The following is an 18,783-nucleotide window of genomic DNA, read 5'->3' on the forward strand; positions in this document are numbered from 1 at the left end:
CCGCATTCACTCAACACGACGTTATGCGGTGCTTGCACACAGTGCACATGTCTTGTGATGCTATGACCGCTTTTGACGGATGAGTGACGGAAGAGTTGACAGATCACGAGGTGGAGTTGACCGTGCCGGCCAGTACTGCGCCTCAAGCACCGCCCGCACCGCCCGCCCAGGCCCCGGAGCCGCCCGCACCGCCCGCCCAGGCCCAGGAAACCCCGGCACCGCCCGCCCAGGCCCAGGAGCCGCCCGCGCCGGAGTCCTCACCGCAGCGCAGCCGGGGGGCCGACACCCGGGCCCTGACCCAGGTGCTCTTCGGCCAGCTGAAGAACCTGGCACCGGGCACCGCGGAACACGACCGGGTACGGGCGGCGCTCATCGAGGCCAACCTTCCGCTGGTGCGCTACGCCGCCGCCCGCTTCCGCTCCCGCAACGAGCCGATGGAGGACGTCGTCCAGGTCGGCACCATCGGGCTCATCAACGCGATCGACCGCTTCGACCCGGAACGCGGCGTGCAGTTCCCGACGTTCGCGATGCCGACCGTCGTCGGCGAGATCAAGCGGTACTTCCGCGACAACGTCCGCACCGTGCACGTACCGCGCCGGCTGCACGAGCTGTGGGTGCAGGTCAACAGCGCCACCGAGGACCTCACCACCGCCTTCGGGCGCTCCCCGACCACCGCCGAGATCGCCGAACGGCTGCGCATCAGCGAGGAGGAGGTGCTGTCCTGCATCGAGGCGGGACGGTCCTACCACGCCACCTCGCTGGAGGCCGCCCAGGAGGGCGACGGACTCCCCGGACTGCTCGACCGGCTCGGCTACGAGGACCCCGCCCTCGACGGCGTCGAGCACCGCGACCTGGTCCGGCACCTGCTCGTCCAGCTCCCCGAACGGGAACAGCGCATCCTGCTGCTGCGCTACTACAGCAACCTCACCCAGTCGCAGATCAGCGCGGAACTGGGCGTCTCCCAGATGCACGTCTCCCGGCTCCTGGCGCGCAGTTTCCAGCGATTGAGGTCGGCGAACCGGATCGAGGCGTAGTCTCGAAAGCGCCTCGACACGCAATCGAAGGCACGAGCGACGGGTCACCGGGTCGAGCGAATCGCTCACCAGGGACGTTGTGGGCGGAATCGAGCCGAAAGGCCGTCAGACCCCCTGTTTCCAGGGGGTTTTCGCGTCTTGGATGTCGACATGTCACTACAGCGCGTTGCCGACATGTGACATTCTGCCGGAGACGCGTTTGCCGGAGCCTCGGCTCCGGTATTCAGGTGAAGGCTGCGTTCCCGGCGTGGGAGCGTGTGCCGCGACCGTCCCGCGACCCAAAGGGGGTGGCATGTCCGCAGACCAGGGCAGCTCGAAGGTGCTCGCGCTCGCGGAGAGCGAGACCGCGCCCGACACGATCGAGGCACTCGGCCCCGTCGGCCCCATCGGCTCCGTCGATGACGTGCAGGCCGTCGAAGCCGTACCGACCCTCGACGCCGTGCCGGCACAGGCCCTTCCGGCCCCGGGGGCCATCGACACCCGCACCCTGTCCCGCTCCCTGTTCCTGCGGCTCGCCGCCCTCGACGAGAACAGCCCCGAACGCGCCTACGTCCGGGACACCCTCATCGAGCTGAACCTCCCGCTGGTGCGCTACGCCGCCGCGCGCTTCCGCTCCCGCAACGAGCCGATGGAGGACATCGTCCAGGTCGGCACCATCGGCCTGATCAAGGCGATCGACCGCTTCGACTGCGAACGGGGCGTGGAGTTCCCGACGTTCGCGATGCCGACGGTGGTCGGCGAGATCAAGCGGTTCTTCCGCGACACCTCGTGGTCGGTGCGCGTCCCGCGCCGCCTCCAGGAGCTGCGCCTGGCCCTGACGAAGGCCAGCGACGAGCTGTCCCAGAAGCTGGACCGCTCACCCACGGTCGGCGAACTGGCCGCCGTGCTGGGCGTGTCCGAGGAGGACGTCGTCGACGGCCTCGCGGTGGGCAACGCGTACACCGCCTCCTCGCTGGACTCCCCGGCCCCGGAGGACGACGGCGGCGAGGGCTCGCTGGCGGACCGCCTCGGCTACGAGGACACGGCGCTGGAGGGGGTGGAGTACCGCGAGTCGCTCAAGCCGCTGCTGGCCAAGCTGCCGCCCCGGGAGCGGCGGATCATCATGCTGCGCTTCTTCGCCAACATGACCCAGTCGCAGATCGGCGAGGAGGTCGGCATCTCGCAGATGCACGTCTCCCGGCTGCTGACCCGCACCCTGGCGCAGCTGCGCGAGGGCCTCATCTCGGACTGAGTCCGGCGTACGGCACAGCGGCGACCGCCGCGGCACCTCGGGGGTGCCGCGGCGGTCGCCGTCGTCGTGCGTGAGCCGTCCGTGCGCGCGGATCCGCGCCGGTGCTACGAGAGCGCCAGCCAGGCCACCGCCGCGACGACGACCACGGCGGCCACGATGCCGGCGATCAGGCCGATGCGGGGTCCGGAGGAGGCTGCCGGGGCCGCCTGCCGGGTCTGGGGGGCGTCGTCGACGAACGCGCGGAACATCTGGGTGCTGCCTGCGGGGTCGTAATTGCCCTGGGGGCCCTGGTTGTTAGCCATGGGCCGAGACACTAGCGAATCCGCGGATCGGGCCCAAGCGCGGGGCCGCCGCACCTCCTTCCGACCCCTCACCCTGCGCTACCTGGGCGTTTACGTTCGCAATACTTGCCTTTGCCAACTTTTTATGCCGAGGCGCCCGTTTTTATTTGCCTGTAGCAACCAACCGCTCCTATGGTTGCCCTAAGCAACAAAGCGGGAGGTGCGCATGGCCGAGAGGGCGCAGTACGAGGAGCTGATCCGCCAGTTCAGCGCCTTCGGCGCCGTGAAACGGGAGATGAGCCGGATCCTGCCGGCCGAGTGTCCCGGCGGTTCCGCCGCCGTGCTGACGCTGCTGGGCCGCCATGGCGACATGCGCATGAGCAAGCTCGCGGAGCTGCTCGCCGTGGACATGTCGGTGACCAGCCGCCACGTCGCGCACATCGCCGACCGGGGCTGGATCGAACGCTCCCCCGACCCGGCGGACAAGCGCTCGCGCATCCTGCGCCTGACGCCCGAGGGCCAGGCCCAGCTGGACGAGCTGTCCGAGCGGACGACGCAGCTGCTGGCCCACCGCCTCGGCGACTGGACCGACGAGGAGGTCGGCCAGCTCACCCGGCTCATGACCAGGCTGAGGGCGAGCTTCGACGACTGCCGCGCGCCCCAGACACGGGCCGCCGCACCGACCGAGGTCGAGAAGACCACCCGTACACCCGCGATCACCACGTAAGCAAAGGAAGTCCATGGCAACGACCACACCAGCCGGTGTGCGGGCTCATGCCAAGCACGGGGGAGGCTCCACCGGAGACGCTCCGATGACGCACCGGCAGATCATGGAAGCGCTGTCCGGGCTGCTGCTCGGCATGTTCTGCGCCATCCTGTCCTCGACCATCGTCACCAACGCACTGCCCGAGATCATCGGTGACCTCGGGGGCGGCCAGAGCGCCTACACCTGGGTCGTCACCGCCTCGCTGCTGACGATGACCGCCTCCACCCCCCTGTGGGGCAAGCTCGCGGACCTGGTCAGCAAGAAGGCCCTGGTCCAGATAGCCCTGATCGTCTACGTCATCGGCTCCGTCGTGGCCGGCCTGTCGCAGAACCCGGCGATGCTGATCACCGCGCGGGCCATCCAGGGCCTGGGCGCAGGCGGTCTGTCCGCCCTGGCGCAGATCATCATGGCCGCGATGATCTCCCCGCGTGAGCGCGGCCGCTACTCCGGCTACCTGGGCGCCACCTTCGCGGTCGCGACCGTGGGCGGTCCGCTGCTCGGCGGTGTCATCACCGACACCAGCTGGCTCGGCTGGCGCTGGTGCCTCTACGTCGGCGTGCCCTTCGCGATCCTCGCGCTGATCGTGCTCCAGAAGACGCTGCACCTGCCCGTGGTCAAGCGGAAGGTCAAGGTCGACTGGGCCGGCGCCTTCTTCGTCACGGCGGCCGTCTGCCTGCTGCTCGTCTGGGTCACCTTCGCGGACGACAAGTACGACTGGATGTCGTGGCAGACCGGCGCCATGGTCGGCGGCGCGATCGTGCTGACGCTGCTCTTCCTGCTCGTCGAGTCGAAGGCCGACGAGCCGATCATCCCGCTGCGCCTGTTCCGCAACCGCACCATCACGCTGGCCTCGCTGGCCTCGCTGTTCGTCGGTATCGCGATGTTCGCGGGCACCGTCTACTTCAGCCAGTACTTCCAGCTGGCCCGGGACAAGTCCCCGACCATGTCGGGCGTCATGACCATCCCGATGATCGGCGGCCTGTTCGTCTCGTCGACGCTCTCCGGTCAGATCATCACCAAGACCGGCAAGTGGAAGGGCTGGCTGCTGGCCGGCGGCGTCCTGCTGACGGCGGGCCTCGGCCTGCTCGGCACCATGCGCTACGACACCCCCTACTGGCACATCGCGATCTACATGGCGCTGATGGGCCTCGGCGTCGGCATGATGATGCAGAACCTGGTGCTGTGCACGCAGAACCAGGTGGCCCCGAGCGACCTGGGCGCGGCCTCCTCGGTCGTGACCTTCTTCCGGTCCCTCGGCGGTGCGGTGGGCGTCTCGGTGCTCGGCTCCGTGATGTCGACCCGGATCAGCCACTACGCCTCGGACACCATCGGCTCGCTCAGCCCGCAGGAGCAGGCGGCGGCCGCCAAGGCCTCCGGCAGCGGCGCGATCCCCGACATGGACCTGCTGCCCCCCGGTATCCGCGAGTGGCTGGAGAGCGCCTACGGGCACGGCATCGCCGACATCTTCCTGATCGTCGCCCCGATCGCCCTGCTGGCGTTCCTCGTCACCCTCTTCATCAAGGAGGTCCCGTTGCGCACCTCCGGCGCACTCGCCCAGGCCGCCGAGGCCTCGGCCGGCACCGCCTCCCCCGCGGCCCCGGCTCCGTCCGAGGCCGCCCGGGTCACCGACGCGCCGGTCCCGGCCGGTGTCGCGGCGGCCGTCTCCTCCACCGACGCCGGTGCCCGGGACACGGCCACGCAGCGCCTCGCCGCCGTCGCCACGGCGACCGGTTCCGGCGCACCGCAGGCGCCCGTCTCCGGCGGCATCGCGGTCCGCGGCTTCGTCCGCGGCGCCGAGTCCGCCCCCGTCCCGCAGGCCGCCGTCACGCTGATCTCGCTGGCGGGCCGGCAGCTGGGCCGCTCGGTCGCCCAGGCCGACGGCTCCTACGGGATCGACGCGCCGAGCGCGGGTTCGTACGTCCTGATCGCCTCCGCCGACGGCTTCCAGCCGCAGGCCTCGACGATCGTCGTGAACGACGAGCCGGTCGCGTACGACATCCTGCTCAGCGGCACCAGCGGGCTGAACGGCCTGGTCCGGGCCGTGGAGAACGGGCTGCCGGTCAAGGACGCGATGGTGATCGTGACCGATGTGCGCGGGGACCTGCTGGCCACCGCCGCCACCGGTGAGGCCGGCGAGTTCTCCTTCGCCGAGCTGGTGCCGGGCACGGTGACCGTCGCGGTCAACGCCGCCGGCTACCGGCCGCGCGCCCTGCCCGTCGAGGTGGGCGGCACCGGCGTCACCCGGGTCGAGGTCGACCTCCAGGCCGGCGCGCAGGTCCAGGGCGTGGTGCGGGCCCCGCACGGCCCGCTGGCCGACGCCCGCGTCACCCTGGTCGACGCGGCGGGCAACGTGGTCGGCACGGCCACCACCGGCGCGGACGGGGCGTACGCCTTCACCGACCTGGACGCCGGTGAGTACACCGTCATCGCGACCGGCTACCCGCCGGTGGCGACGGCCCTGACGGTCGCCGGCCCGGGTGCCGACGGCCACGACATCGAGCTCGCCCACCCCGGCGAGTAGCGAGACCCCGGCCCGTGGTGGCGTGCGCGCTCTGAGCGGAGGTGCGCACGCCCACCACGGGCCGGCTTCTTCACGACCACTTTCTGAGCCTTTGCAGGGAGAAAACGGGATGGGACTGACCGCGAGGATCCGAACGCGGGACGGATGGGCCGTGTCGCACGCGGTCGTCACGGTGACCGACATGACCGGCGCGCAGGTGCTGCGCGCGGAGGCGGACACCGAGGGCGCCGTGCGGGACACCACCCCGCTCACGCCGGGGGCGTACACCGTCATCGTCACGGCCGTCGGCTACGCGCCCGCCGCGTCCAGCGCGATCGTCACCGCGAGCGGCCGGGCCGAGGTCGGCACCGTGACCCTGGCCCGCCAGGGCGGCACCGAACTGCCGCCGCCCGGGCCGTGGACCATCGACCCGGCGCACTCCAGCGTGGCCGCGGTCGCCCAGCACCTGGGCATCTCCAGCGTGCACGGCCGGTTCACGGACTTCTCCGGCGTGGTGGAGATCGCGCCGGACGACGTCACCAAGTCCCGGGTGGAGGCGGTGATCCGGGCCGCCTCGATCGACACCGGCAACGGCATGCGCGACACCCACCTGCGCTCCGGCGACTTCCTGGACGTCGAGCGGTTCCCGGACATCACGTTCCGCTCCACGGGCGTGACGCAGGCCGGCCGGGACCGCTGGACCGTCCACGGTGAGCTGGGCCTGCACGGCGTGGTCCGCCCGGTCGACCTGGACCTGTCCTACCTCGGCACCGGCGCCGACCCGTGGGGCGGCACCCGGGCGGCGTTCCGCGCGGTCACGGAGCTGCGGCGGGAGGACTTCGCCATGAACTACAACCAGGTCCTCCAGGCCGGCATCGCCGCCATCGGCACGGTCCTCAGGGTCGAGCTGGACATCCAGGCGGTCCAGGGGGAGTCACTGCCGACGGCGTGACGCCCCGCCGGACGCCCGGGCCACCAGCTCGTCGCACAGGTCCCGGAGCTTGACGTTGGTGTGCTGCGAGGCCCGCCGCAGCCGGTCCAGGGCGTGGTGCGCGTCGATCCGCTCCCGGGCCATCAGGATGCCGACCGCCTGGTCGATGACGCTGCGGGAGAGCAGGGCGGTGCGCACGTCGGCCGCCGACGCCTGCTGCCGCTCCAGGCGCAGGGCCTCGTTCACGGCGTCCGCGGCCCGCACCGCGAAGGTGCGGGCCGCTTCGCGTCCCTCGGCCAGCGATTCCGGCTCCAGGCCGTAGAGGTTGAGCGCGGCTCCCGTCTCGCCCCGGACGGGCAGCGGCAGCGCCAGTACGCAGCGCACCCCGGTGGCCAGCGCGTACTCCGTGTACGTGGGCCAGCGGGTCTCCGCGGCCAGGTCGGGGGAGTACTGCGTCTCACCCGTCTCGGCCGCGTCGACGCAGGGGCCCGAGCCGTTCTCGTACTGCCGCAGGTCCAGTCCGGCAGGCAGCCCCGAGCTGCCCGCCAGGGTCATCAGCCGGTCGGCTCGGCGCACCGTCACGGAGCACGCGTCGGCACCGGGCACGTGCGCGACCGCGCGGTCGGTCAGGTCACGCAGCAGCGGGTCGAGACCCTGGCTGCGGGCGATGGCCTGGTCCAGCGTGTCGGGGATCTCCTGGGTCATGCCCGTACGGATATCCCCTCATCGCTCGTTGACGCCTCGCCCACCCGAACCCGTGTTCGCGTCGACGATGCGCCGGGCGAGGTCGCGCAGCTTCACGTTCTCCCACTGCGAGGCCTTGACCAGGGAGTCGAAGGCACCGGCCGCGTCGATGTCCAGGCGCTCCATGAGGATGCCGGTGGCCTGGCCGATCAGGTCCCGGGTACGCATGGCCTCGGTGAGCTGCTCGCGCACGGTCGCCGCGTCCAGGGCGAGGCTGACGTGCGCGGTGAACAGCCGGCCGAGGCGGGTCGCGTACTCGTCGAAGGCTTGGGGCTTGCGGGCGTACGCCGTGAGCACGGTCAGGCGGCGCCGGTCGGCGCGCAGCCGCAGCGAGAGCGCCGAGCGCAGGCCCAGGCGGGAGAGGGCGTTGCCGCCGCCGTCCGCCTCGCTGTCGTCCGTACGCACCACCGGCGCGGTCCACAGGCGGTCCCAGTCGGGGTGCGGCTCGCGGCCGCCGGGCCGGGACTCGGCGGCGAAGCGTACGGCCTCGTCGGTCCAGGCGAGGGTGCGGAAGCGGCTGCCGCGCTGGATCTCCGAGATGCCCGCGTGCTCGGCGCCGGGCAGCAGGCGCACCGTCAGTTCGACCGCGGTGCTCAGGGTCTTGTCGGGGGTGGCCGTCGCGTGCAGTTGCCGAGCCGCCGCCGTCAGCGCTTCGGCCAGCTCGAAGCCCACCGGAAAACGCGGCAAATCAGTAAATTCGGACGTAGCCACCACGAACCTCTTCGGCGTGCACGGTCTGGCGACCGTGCGCAGGAGAGCTCCGCAGCACATTCCTGACTGCGAGCACAGGACGGACAGCACTCTAGCTGCTTGGTTGCGCTCCGGTGACGCCCGGGCGACGGACCGGGCAGGCGCCCTACGCGTCCCGTCGGCGGCGTGGTGGAATGAGGGGAACGGGTCAGGAAGAGGCCTAGCCGGAAGCAAGACGGACGTCTGCCAGGTGACTGCTGTGCCCCTCCTCCCCCGTTCCTGCGAGCCGTGCGATCCGCGCGGTCACGCCGTACTGGACCTGCCCCCGGAAATCGACTACTGCAATGCCGAGGGACTGCTGCCCATGATCATGGCGGCGGTGGACCACCACTCCGGCGCCCTGCACACCCTCGTACTGGACCTGACCGCGACCCGCTTCATGGACTCCCAGGGCATCCGCCTCCTCTCCGAGGTGCGCGCCCGCCTGCACGGCCGGGCCGAGCTGCGGGTGGTGGCCGCCCGGGAGGGTGTGCCGAGCCGCGTCCTGGAGCTGTCCGGCCTGCGCCGGGACGTGCCGGTGTACGACAACCTCGCGGAGGCGCTGCGTCCGCACAGCGGTGCGGCGCGGGGGCCCGGCGGCGGGGCGTGCGGCGGGGCAGCGGCCTAGGCTGGCCGCATGGCACCGAACATCGCGACGAACACCCGTGTGTCCCTCGACGAGTTGCTGGACTTCGTACGTCCCCGGCACCGGGCGGTCCTGCTGACCCGGCGGGCCGGCGGCGGTCCCCAGGGGTCGCCGCTGACCTGCGGGGTCGACGACTCCGGCCGGATCGTCGTCTCGACGTACCCGGAGCGGGCCAAGACGCGCAACGCGAAGCGGGACGCCCGGGTCAGCCTCATCGTGCTCAGCGACGAGTGGAACGGCCCCTGGGTCCAGATCGACGGCACCGCCGAGGTCATCGACGCCCCGGACTCCGTGGAGCCGCTCGTGGAGTACTACCGCAACATCGCCGGCGAGCACCCCGACTGGGACGAGTACCGGCGGGCCATGGTGGAGCAGGGCAAGTCGATCATCCGGGTGACGCCGGAGACGTGGGGCCCGGTGGCCACGGGCGGCTTCCCGGCGCGGGCGGCGTCCGACGGCTGACGCGCGTCCGGCTGCTGACGCGCGGGCGGAGGCCGGGGCCGGGGCGGTGGGGGCCGGGGTCGGGCCGGGGACCGGTCACCCGCGTTCGACCATCGCCTCGATGCCCGCCACGAGCAGGTCCAGCGCGAACTCGAAGTCCCGGTCCAGCATCTCCTCCACGGTGTCGCCGCCGCGGGCCGACATGATGGCCCGGGACTCCTCGACGACCTCCGTCCTGTACGGCAGTTCGGCCGCCGCCTCCATGGAGTCCCGGAAGTAGTCGTCCGGGCTCCTCTCCGTGGCCGCCGCGCGGGCGAGGAGGTGGCCCTCGATCGTGCCGTAGCCGTAGACGAACTGGAAGACGGCGGAGATGGCGCCGGTCAGACGGTGCGGCGGGAGGCCGCTCAGGCGCATCACCTCCTGCACCGACCGGGAGAAGGCCATCGAGTGCGGCCCGATGTTCAGGTAGGTGCCGGTCAGCTGGGACAGCCAGGGGTGGCGCACCAGCAGCCGGCGGTTCTCCCGGGCCAGCGCGCGCAGCCGGGCGCGCCAGTCCGCGCCGGTCTCCGGGCCGGGTTCGCGCAGCTCGCCGAAGACGGCGTCCAGGGCGAGTTCGAGCAGTTCGTCCTTGGTGTCGACGTACCAGTAGACGGACATCGCGGTGACGTTCAGCTCGGCGGCCAGACGGCGCATGGAGAACTTGGCGAGGCCCTCGGCGTCCAGCAGCCGGACCGTGACCGCGGTGATCCGCTCCCGGTCCAGTCCGGACGGCTGCCCACCGCGCCGTCCACCACGACGGTCCTCGCCCGCCAGCCAGACACTGGCCCGCGGCCTCTGCCGTCCTGCCTCGGTCATCTGCGCTCTTCTCCTCGACCCCTCGCCCGCCGGACCCGCCAGGTGCCCCGCCAGGTGCCCCGTCAGGGACGCCGACAACGGCGTGACCAGCCACGACGAGCCCGCTGCGGCACCCCTACCCCACCACCCGGGCCCTTAGGCACCGTCCTTCTCCGCCCGCCGCAGCAGTACGGCCGCCAACACCCCGCCGAGGAGCACGGCCACCGCCCCCACCAACTGGCTGCTCTCCAGCCCCGCGGAGAACGCGTCGATCACCCGCTCCCGTTCCGCCTCCCCCCGGGCCGAGGCCAGCGCCGCGGGCAGCGACGCCGCCGTCACCGGTACGAGCGCCGCGAACCGCGAGTTCAGCACCGCTCCCAGCACGGCCACGCCCAGCCCGTTGCCGAACTCGGCCAACGTACCGTTGACGCCCGCGCCGACCCCGGCCTTGGCCGGCGGGATCGCGCTCATGATGGCGTGGGCCATGGCCGGGTTGCCGAGCGCGCAGCCGACGCCGATCAGCAGCAGGCCGAGCAGTGTCCCGGCGTACCCCTCGCCGGTGAGCGTGGCGATGGCCACCAGGCCCGCCGACATCAGCACCATGCTCAGCAGCACCGCCACCGGCGTGCCGAGCCTGGCCAGCCACCTCGCCGCCACCCCGGAGAAGTTCAGCAGCACCACCGTCAGGGCCAGCGGCGCGGTCCGCAGCCCCGCCTCCAGCGGGCCGTACCCGAGCACGAACTGGAGGTGCTGGGTGAGCAGGAACAGCGCGCCGCCCATGCCGAAGGTGATCAGCACCAGCCCGGCCACCGCGCCCGTGAACTGCCGGTTGCGGAAGAAGGCCAGGTCGAGCATCGGGTACGGGATGCGGCTCTCCCAGTACGCGAAGAGGGCCAGCACGCCCACCGCGACGGCCGCCGTGGTCAGGACCCGGCCGGACGTCCAGCCGTGCTCGGGCCCGGAGATGATCGCGAAGACCAGCGCGGCCATGCCGATCGTGGAGAGTACGGCGCCCAGGAGGTCGGGGCGGTCGCCCTGCCGGTTGTGCGACTCGGGGACCAGGGTCACGACGGCGACCAGCCCGAGGGCCACGACCGGCAGGTTGATCAGGAAGATCGCGCCCCACCAGAAGTGGTCCAGCATGAAACCGCCGATCAGCGGCCCGGAGGCGAAGCCGAGCGCGCTGACGGCACTCCAGATGCCGATCGCCTTGGCGTGCTCCTCGGGCGTGAAGATCTGCATGACCACGGCGAGCGTGGTGGTCAGCAACAGGGCGCCGCCGACGCCCATGCCGGCCCGCGCGGCGATCAGCTGGCCGGTGGTGTCCGCGAGACCCGCGGCCAGCGAGCCCAGGCCGAAGAGGGCGAGGCCCGCCGCCAGCATCTTCTTGCGGCCGTAGCGGTCGGCCGCGCTGCCCGCGGTGAGCAGCAGGCCCGACTGCACCAGGGAGTAGGCGTTGATCATCCACTGGATGTCGGAGTTGGCCGCGCCGAGTTCGTCGGTGAGGGAGGGGATGGCCACGTTCAGCACCGTGTTGTCCAGCACCACGGTCAGCTGGGCGAGGCTGATGACTCCGAGGATCAGCCAGCGCTGCGGGTGGCCCTGGACGGGGGGCGGGGTCTGGGCCCGCCCTTCTTCCTGTTCCGGGGAGGACGTCGTCATGCTGTACAGCGTATAAGGGCTCCCATACGCTGTACAGCAGACGGGTCGGGGTCGGGGTCAGGTCGGGGTCAGGTGTTCGGCCGGGTGAGGTCGTAGAAGGTGGCCGAACCGACCGTGACCTCCTGGAAGGTGGCCTCCACCCATGAGGTGACCTGCGCCGAGGTGCCGGAGTCGTCGCCCGTGCCGCCCGTGGCGCCTCCGCCGCCTCCGCCGCCTCCGCCTCCGACGAAGTAGTGGATCTCCCCGTCGGCCACGTACTGCTTGAACTCGGCGAGCGTCGGAGAGGGGTCCGTGCCGTTGAAGCCGCCGATCGCCATCACCGGGTCGCCGGTGCTGAGCTGGTAGCTCGCGGCGTTCTGGGCACCGATCGCGGCGGCGACCCAGGTGTAGCGGTCGGCGTCCGCCTCCAGCAGTTCCCTGGCCTCGGAACCGACCTGGGCGCCGTTGAGCAGGCCGCCCATGCCACCGCCGCCCCCGCCCATGGGGCCGCCTTCGCCGGTCCGGCCGGTCGGGGGCGTCCGGCCGGTCGGGGGCGTCTGGCCGTTCTGGCCCGGTGCGCCTCCGGGAAGGCCGCCGTTGCCGGGGCCGCCCTGGCCCTGACCCCGGCCGGGCGCGGTCCCGCCGCCGGGGAAGGCCCCCCGGCCACCGCCACCGCCACCGCCGCCCGGGCCCCCCATCATGCTCGCGCCGGCCGGACCGGCGGTCACGATGGAGCCGCTGTGCCCCTCCCGCACGGTGCTCAGCGTGTACGCGGTGGGCGCGGCCAGCGACGCCACCAGGCCCAGCCCCGCCACCGTGAGCGCGGTCCGCCGCCCCAGCCGCCCGACGAAGACGCACCCGAGAGCGGCGACCAGGCCCCCTACGAGGACCAGCCACTTCAGCCAGGGCAGGTAGTCGGGCGTGCGGCCGAGGAGGACGTACCCCCAGGCCGCGGTCGCCGTGACGGCGGTGGCGAGGACGAGGGACGCCCAGATCCGCTCGCGCCGCTCCCACAGCACCGCGGCGCCCATGCCGACGACGGCCGCCAGGTAGGGCGCGAGGGCCACCGTGTAGTACTGGTGGAAGATGCCCGCCATGTAGCTGAAGACGGCCGTGGTCGTCAGCAGCGACCCGCCCCAGACCAGGAAGGCCGCGCGGGCGGGGTCGGTACGGCCGCCGCGCCGCGTGGCGACGAGCCCCGCGACGAGGAGGATCAGGGCGGCCGGCAGCAGCCACGAGATCTGGCCCCCGATCTCGGAGTCGAACATCCGGTCCCAGCCGGTCTCGCCCCACTGGCCCCCGCCGCCCGTGCCGCCCCCGCCGCCGACGCTGCCGGTCTCCTCGCCGTTGAGCCGGCCGAGGCCGTTGTAGCCGAAGGTCAGCTCCAGGAAGCTGTTGTTCTGCGAGCCGCCGATGTACGGCCGCGACGACGCGGGCCACAGCTCCACGACCGCGACCCACCAGCCGCCGGAGACGACGATCGCGCCGGTCGCCGACGCCAGCTGCCCCAGCCGCTTCCGCAGCCGCACCGGCGCGCAGAGGCCGTACACGACGGCGAGCGGCGGCAGGATCAGGAATGCCTGGAGCGTCTTCGCCAGGAACGCGAAGCCGATCGCGACGCCCGCCCACACCAGCCACCTGGTCCGGCCGTCCTCCAGCGCGCGGACGACCAGCCAGCAGGCGACGGACATCAGCAGCGCCAGCAGCGCGTCCGGGTTGTTGAACCGGAACATTAGCGCTGCGACGGGCGTCAGCGCCAGCACGGCACCGGCGATCAGCCCGGCCGCGGGAGTGAACCGGCGGCGCACCGCCGCGTACACGACGGCGACCGTCGCGACGCCCATCAGCACCTCGGGGACCAGGATCGACCACGAGCCGAGCCCGAAGACCCGTACCGCCAGGGCCATGGGCCACAGCGCGGCCGGGGGCTTGTCGACGGTGATGGCGTTCGCGGCGTCGAGCGAACCGAAGAAGAACGCCTTCCACGACTCGCTGCCCGCCTGCACGGCCGCCGAGTAGAAGGAGTTGGCGTAACCGGAGGCGCTCAGGCCGTACAGGTACAGCAGGGCGGTGGCGAGGAGCAGCCCGAGGAAGGCCGGGCGCGCCCAGCGGGGGTCCTCGGGGCGGCCCCGCCACAGCCGCCGCAGCCGCCGAGGTGCCCCGGGCGCGGTCCCGCCCGGGGGGCGCTCGGCTTCCGCGTCCGTCGTCCGGTCGAGGTGCGTCGTCATCGTCCGTCCCTCGGGTGCGTGTCGGCGGGGTGGGCCGGCCGAAGCGGCACGGTGGCCTCGCTCCACGGGCGGCCCGCGTCCGGGACCGGGGGCGCGGGCGCGGCGCGGGGCGCCTCCGGGGTCACCGCGGGCACGGTGGGCGGCGCGTCCGGGAACACCCAGGCGCGGAAGAGCAGGAACCGCAGCACGGTGGCCGCCAGGTTGGCGGCGATCAGCACCGCCAGCTCGGTGGAGTGGTCCGGGTCGGCGGTCGCCGCGTTCAGCGCGGCGAGCGAACCGGCGGTCAGGACGAGACCGATGCCGAAGACGACCAGCCCCTGCGCCTGGTGCCGTGCGGCGCCGGCCCGGCCCCGCACCCCGAAGGTCAGCCTCCGGTTGGCGGCGGTGTTGGCGACCGCCGAGACCAGCAGGGCCAGCGCGTTGGCGGTCTGGGAGCCGCAGAAGGGCCGGAAGCCGCTGTAGAGCAGCAGGTAGAAGAGGGTGGACAGGACACCGACGACGCAGAAGCCGACGAGTTGCCGGGCCAGGCCCTGCGGTACGTCCGTCAGCTCCCGGTCCCTCGGGTCGTCGCCGAAGGGCCGGGCCAGCCGGTCCAGCGGCAGCGAACCGGTGGCCAGGGCCCTGCCGACCCGCCAGACGCCCTTGAGGTCCTCGGTCGCGGTCCGCACGATGTGCACGGTCGAGTCGGGGTCGTCGACCCAGTCGACCGGCACCTCGTGGATACGGCAGCCGGCCCGTTCGGCGAGCACCAGCATCTCGGTGTCGAAGAACCAGCCGGTGTCCTCCACCAGGGGCAGCAGCACCTGGGCCACGTCCCGGCGGATCGCCTTGAAGCCGCACTGGGCGTCGGAGAAGCGGGCCTGGAGGGAGCCGCGCAGGATGAGGTTGTAGGACCGGGAGATGAACTCCCGCTTGGCGCCGCGCACCACCCGCGAGCTGCGGGCGAGCCGGGAGCCGATGGCGAGGTCGGAGTGCCCGGATATCAGCGGGGCGACCAGCGGCAGCAGCGCGTTCAGGTCGGTGGACAGGTCGACGTCCATGTAGGCGAGGACGGGCGCGTCCGAGGCCGACCAGACGGTGCGCAGCGCCCGGCCCCGCCCCTTCTGCTCCAGCCGTACGGACACGACCTCCGCCAGTTCGGCCGCGAGCCGGGCCGCGACGTGCGGGGTGGCGTCCGTGGAGGCGTTGTCCGCGACCGTGATGCGGAAGGCGTAGGGGAACGTCCGGGTGAGGTGGGCGTGCAGCCGCAGGACGCACGGCCTCAGGTCCTTCTCCTCGTTGTAGACGGGGACCACGACGTCCAGGACAGGCGTACCGGCTCCTGCGGCCGGGAGGTGCTCCCGCGCCGGCAGGGAGCCGGGAGAAGAGTCGGTTCGCATGGGACCGACTCTTCTCAAGTCCCCTGTCGCACCCGTGTGGTGAGACTGTGCCGTGCCTGTGAGTGGCCCCGGCCGTCGTCCTCGCCGCCCCCGCCGGCCGGCCCGTCCGGTGCGAGCGGGGGCAGGTGCAGGGTGAAGACCGTCCGTCCGGGCACGCTGCCGACCGTCACGGCACCACCGTGCGCGCTCGCCACCGCCTGCACGATGGCGAGCCCGAGGCCCGTCGAGCCGGTCGCCCGGGACCGTGCCGAGTCGCCGCGCGCGAACCGTTCGAAGACGCGCGGCAGCAACGCGGCCGGTATGCCCTGCCCGTCGTCCTCCACGTCCACGCACAGCCACGCGCCGCGGCGCCGCACGCGCGCGGTGACGGTCGTGCCGGGCGGGGTGTGGGTGCGGGCGTTGCCCAGCAGGTTGACCAGCACCTGCTGGAGCCGGGCGGCGTCGGCCGAGACCAGCGCGGGTTCCTCGGGCAGGTCGAGCCGCCAGACGTGGTCGAGCCCGGCCGCGCGGGCGTCGCTCACGGTGTCCACGACCAGCGGTACGAGGTCGGTCCGCTCGAACCGCAGCGGCCGTCCGGCGTCCAGGCGGGCCAGCAGCAGCAGGTCCTCGACCAGCAGCGTCATCCGTCCGGCCTCGGACTCGATCCGGCCCAGCGCGTGCCGGGTGTCGGGGCCGACCTCCTCCCGGCCCCTGCGGGTGAGTTCGGCGTACCCGCGGATGGAGGCGAGGGGGGTGCGCAGCTCGTGGCTGGCGTCGGCGACGAACTGCCGTACCCGCGTCTCGCTCTCCTGCCGTGCGTGCAGCGCTCCGTGCACGTGGTTCAGCATCCGGTTGAGCGCGGCGCCCACCCGGCCGACCTCGGTGTGCGGGTCGCACTCGGATTCCGGTACCCGTTCGTCGAGGTTCACCTCGCCCGCGTGCAACGGGAGTTCGGAGACCCGGCCGGCGGTGGCGGCGACCCGGCGCAAGGGGCGGGTGGCGACGCCGACGATGACGGCTCCGGCGAGGGAGGCGGCGACGAGACCGGCGGCGGTGACGCTGGCCTCGACGAGGATCAGGGTGTTGATGGTCTCGGTGACGTCGGCGGTGGGCAGGGCGGCGTAGTAGCCGTCGTGGTACTCGACGCGGTAGTCGCCGAGGCTGGGTACCCCGACGGTGTGCGCGTCGCCGTCGCGGGGGACGGAGGCGAGCGCGGTGCGCTGGGTCTCGTCGAGGGAGACGGCCGTCGTCCTGCTGGGGTCCGTGCTCTCGTCGTCCTTCTCGCCGTACTTGGCGTCGACGACGGCCCCGTCCCGCGTCTCGGCGACGATCGTGTCGCGCGGCTGCGGGCCGCCGTGCGTGACGAACTCGGCGAGGTCCATCCGCTGCTTCACCCCGCCGCCGGGCCCGGGGTCGCCCGGCGGCCCGAAGCCGGACACGCGCCGCACGACCTCGCCGACCTGCGTGTCCAACTGCTCGTACAGGTGCGAGCGCAGCGCCACCGTCGTCACCGTGCCGATCACCGCGCACACCACCGCGATCAGCGCCACGGACGCGACGACGAGCCGCGTCCGCAGGGTCCGCGGCCGCGGTCGTCGCCGCCGGCTCATGAGACGGCGGGCTTGATCAGGTAGCCGGCACCGCGCCGGGTGTGGATCATCGGCTCGCGCCCGGCGTCGATCTTCCGGCGCAGGTACGAGATGTACAGCTCGACCACGTTGGCCTGACCGCCGAAGTCGTAGGACCACACGCGGTCCAGGATCTGCGCCTTGCTCAGCACCCGCCGCGGGTTGCGCATCAGGAAGCGCAGCAGCTCGAACTCGGTGGCGGTGAGGTGGATGCCGTCGCCGCCCCGGGTGACCTCGTGGCTGTCCTCGTCGAGGGTGAGGTCGCCGACGACGAGCACGGAGTCGGAGCGCCGGTCGGCGGCGCCGGAGCGCCGGATCAGTCCGCGCAGCCGGGCGACGACCTCCTCCAGGCTGAACGGCTTGGTGACGTAGTCGTCCCCGCCGGCCGTCAGCCCGGCGATCCGGTCCTCGACCGCGTCCTTCGCGGTCAGGAACAGCACCGGCACGTCCGGCAGGTCGCGGCGCAGCCGCCCCAGCACGCTCAGGCCGTCCATGTCGGGCAGCATCATGTCCAGCACGACGGCGTCGGGCCGGAACTCCCGCGCGGCCTGGACGGCACCGTGCCCGTCCCCGGCGCTGCGGATCTGCCAGCCCTCGTAGCGCAGGGCCATGGACAGCAGCTCGGTGATGGACAGCTCGTCGTCCACCACGAGCACCCGGACGGGGCTCCCGTCCGGCCTCAGCAGTTCGGTGCGCCCCTGGGGCGAGATCGTGGTCATACTGGACACGATGTCGGGGTGCTCTGAGAGCACCCTTTTCCCTGGCTGTGATTTCCCTGAGAAACCCACAGGGGGCTCTCAGGTACCGCCGCCGGGCCTCAGACTCCCGCCCGGTCGGGTTCCGGCAGCCCGAAGAGCCGTGCCGCGTTGTCGTGGCACACGCCGCGCAGCCAGTCGTCCCCCAGCTCCAGCCGCTCCAGCGCGTGCAGCTGGTGCAGGTAGGGATAGGGGATGTTGGGGAAGTCCGACCCGAGCAGCACGCGGTCGCCGACGTCCGCCAGCCGGGGCAGCGCCCGGCGCGGGAAGGGCGCCAGCCGCTCGCTGAAGTCGGTGAACGCCATCGTCGTGTCCAGCCGCACCTCGCCGTACCGCTCGGCGAGGTCCAGGAAGTCCTCGTACTCGGGCATCCCCAGGTGCGCGACGACCAGCCGCAGCCGGGGGTGGCGCGCCAGTACCCGTGCGATCGGCTCGGGCCCGGTGTGCTTGCCGGGGGCGGGCCCGGACCCGCAGTGGATCACGACGGGGACCCCCGCCTCGGCGAGCACCCCCCACGCCTCGTCGAGCAGCTCGTCGGCCGGGTCGTACGCACCCACCTGCACGTGGGCCTTGAAGACCCGCGCGCCCGCCTCGACGGCCTCCCGGACGTAACTCCCGGCTCCCGGTTCGGGGAAGAGCGTGGAGGTGTGCAGGCAGTCGGGCGTCCGGCGGGCGAAGTCCACCGCCCAGCCGTTCAGCCAGCGGGCCATGCCCGGCTTGTGCGGATAGAGCATGGCCGTGAAGGCCCGCACCCCGAACCGCCGCAGCAGCGCCGTGCGTTCGTCCTCCTCCTGCCGGTAGGTGATCGGCCACTCGACGCCGCCGGTCAGCGGTCCCAGGGCGTCGAAGTAGCCCCAGACCTTGCGCAGCACGCGTTCGGGCATGAAGTGCGTGTGCACGTCGACCAGTCCGGGCAGCCCCAGCCCCTCCCAGAACCGACGCACCCGTCCGGCCTCGTGATCACTCATGCGGCCACGATCGCCCCCGCAGCGCCCGGGGACAAGAGGGGGGCGAGGGAGAACCGAGGATCCGGCGC

Annotated in this window: 17 protein-coding genes; 7 read left to right on the forward strand and 10 right to left on the reverse strand. The window is 72.6% G+C overall.

From position 1 onward, the window contains the following. Positions 1 to 122 precede the first annotated feature (122 nt). Complete coding sequence (locus AC07FV_RS33280; RefSeq protein ID WP_479091359.1) at positions 123 to 1,034, forward strand: RNA polymerase sigma factor SigF; 912 nt, start codon at positions 123 to 125, stop codon at positions 1,032 to 1,034. 292 nt (positions 1,035 to 1,326) lie between these two features. Then, positions 1,327 to 2,265 (forward strand): RNA polymerase sigma factor SigF, encoded by a 939-nt coding sequence (locus AC07FV_RS33285; RefSeq protein ID WP_383643017.1) that lies wholly within the window; start codon positions 1,327 to 1,329, stop codon positions 2,263 to 2,265. A 104-nt stretch (positions 2,266 to 2,369) separates the two neighbouring features. Here AC07FV_RS33285 and AC07FV_RS33290 read toward each other — a convergent pair whose 3' ends face one another. Next, the gene (locus tag AC07FV_RS33290; protein ID WP_356602829.1) at positions 2,370 to 2,567 is read right to left on the reverse strand and encodes a hypothetical protein; all 198 of its coding nucleotides are present in this window, start codon (positions 2,565 to 2,567) and stop codon (positions 2,370 to 2,372) included. A gap of 205 nt (positions 2,568 to 2,772) precedes the next feature. Between AC07FV_RS33290 and AC07FV_RS33295 the strand changes: the two genes are divergently transcribed. The 3 genes from AC07FV_RS33295 (at position 2,773) to AC07FV_RS33305 (ending at position 6,764) form a co-directional block, all read left to right on the forward strand. Next, on the forward strand, positions 2,773 to 3,273 hold the full coding sequence (locus AC07FV_RS33295; protein WP_479091360.1) for a MarR family winged helix-turn-helix transcriptional regulator: 501 nt from the start codon (positions 2,773 to 2,775) through the stop codon (positions 3,271 to 3,273). Positions 3,274 to 3,358: 85 nt separating this feature from the next. After that, entirely contained in the window at positions 3,359 to 5,833 is a 2,475-nt protein-coding gene (locus AC07FV_RS33300) for an MFS transporter (protein WP_479091361.1), read from the forward strand. Positions 5,834 to 5,942: 109 nt separating this feature from the next. Continuing rightward, positions 5,943 to 6,764: a YceI family protein gene (locus AC07FV_RS33305; RefSeq protein ID WP_479091363.1), complete on the forward strand. Its 822-nt coding sequence runs from the start codon at positions 5,943 to 5,945 to the stop codon at positions 6,762 to 6,764. Here the strand turns inward: AC07FV_RS33305 and AC07FV_RS33310 are convergent. Together AC07FV_RS33310 and AC07FV_RS33315 are read right to left on the reverse strand one after the other, a co-directional pair. Further along, a complete protein-coding gene (locus AC07FV_RS33310) occupies positions 6,747 to 7,448 on the reverse strand; it encodes a GAF and ANTAR domain-containing protein (RefSeq protein WP_479091365.1) in 702 nt (233 codons plus the stop codon). The two genes, AC07FV_RS33305 and AC07FV_RS33310, sit on opposite strands and share 18 nt — an antisense overlap. 18 nt (positions 7,449 to 7,466) lie before the next feature. Further along, entirely contained in the window at positions 7,467 to 8,174 is a 708-nt protein-coding gene (locus AC07FV_RS33315) for an ANTAR domain-containing protein (RefSeq protein WP_479091415.1), read from the reverse strand. A 262-nt stretch (positions 8,175 to 8,436) separates the two neighbouring features. Between AC07FV_RS33315 and AC07FV_RS33320 the strand changes: the two genes are divergently transcribed. Beyond that, positions 8,437 to 8,844, forward strand: coding sequence for an STAS domain-containing protein (locus AC07FV_RS33320; RefSeq protein WP_479091366.1), 408 nt, complete (start codon positions 8,437 to 8,439; stop codon positions 8,842 to 8,844). A 9-nt stretch (positions 8,845 to 8,853) separates the two neighbouring features. After that, complete coding sequence (locus AC07FV_RS33325; RefSeq protein WP_479091368.1) at positions 8,854 to 9,324, forward strand: PPOX class F420-dependent oxidoreductase; 471 nt, start codon at positions 8,854 to 8,856, stop codon at positions 9,322 to 9,324. A gap of 75 nt (positions 9,325 to 9,399) precedes the next feature. Here the strand turns inward: AC07FV_RS33325 and AC07FV_RS33330 are convergent, their stop codons facing one another. The 7 genes from AC07FV_RS33330 to AC07FV_RS33360 all read right to left on the reverse strand — a co-directional run bounded on the left by AC07FV_RS33330 (position 9,400) and on the right by AC07FV_RS33360 (position 18,715). Then, entirely contained in the window at positions 9,400 to 10,158 is a 759-nt protein-coding gene (locus tag AC07FV_RS33330) for a TetR/AcrR family transcriptional regulator (RefSeq protein WP_479091370.1), read from the reverse strand. A 135-nt stretch (positions 10,159 to 10,293) separates the two neighbouring features. Further along, positions 10,294 to 11,799, reverse strand: coding sequence for an MFS transporter (locus AC07FV_RS33335; protein ID WP_479091372.1), 1,506 nt, complete (start codon positions 11,797 to 11,799; stop codon positions 10,294 to 10,296). 68 nt (positions 11,800 to 11,867) lie between these two features. Beyond that, positions 11,868 to 14,006 (reverse strand): glycosyltransferase family 39 protein, encoded by a 2,139-nt coding sequence (locus tag AC07FV_RS33340; protein ID WP_479091374.1) that lies wholly within the window; start codon positions 14,004 to 14,006, stop codon positions 11,868 to 11,870. Beyond that, a complete protein-coding gene (locus AC07FV_RS33345; RefSeq protein ID WP_479091376.1) occupies positions 14,003 to 15,385 on the reverse strand; it encodes a bifunctional glycosyltransferase family 2/GtrA family protein in 1,383 nt (460 codons plus the stop codon). The genes AC07FV_RS33340 and AC07FV_RS33345 overlap by 4 nt, the downstream gene beginning before the upstream one ends. Positions 15,386 to 15,399: 14 nt before the next feature. Next, positions 15,400 to 16,974 carry a sensor histidine kinase gene (locus AC07FV_RS33350; RefSeq protein ID WP_479091378.1) on the reverse strand — a complete coding sequence of 525 codons (1,575 nt, stop codon included), beginning with the start codon at positions 16,972 to 16,974 and terminating at the stop codon, positions 15,400 to 15,402. Beyond that, positions 16,971 to 17,711, reverse strand: coding sequence for a response regulator transcription factor (locus tag AC07FV_RS33355; RefSeq protein WP_171991118.1), 741 nt, complete (start codon positions 17,709 to 17,711; stop codon positions 16,971 to 16,973). The genes AC07FV_RS33350 and AC07FV_RS33355 overlap by 4 nt, the downstream gene beginning before the upstream one ends. Before the next feature lie 98 nt (positions 17,712 to 17,809). After that, positions 17,810 to 18,715, reverse strand: coding sequence for an amidohydrolase family protein (locus AC07FV_RS33360; protein ID WP_479091380.1), 906 nt, complete (start codon positions 18,713 to 18,715; stop codon positions 17,810 to 17,812). Between the last annotated feature and the right edge of the window lie 68 nt (positions 18,716 to 18,783).

This window comes from Streptomyces sp. NPDC045956, assembly GCF_056430705.1.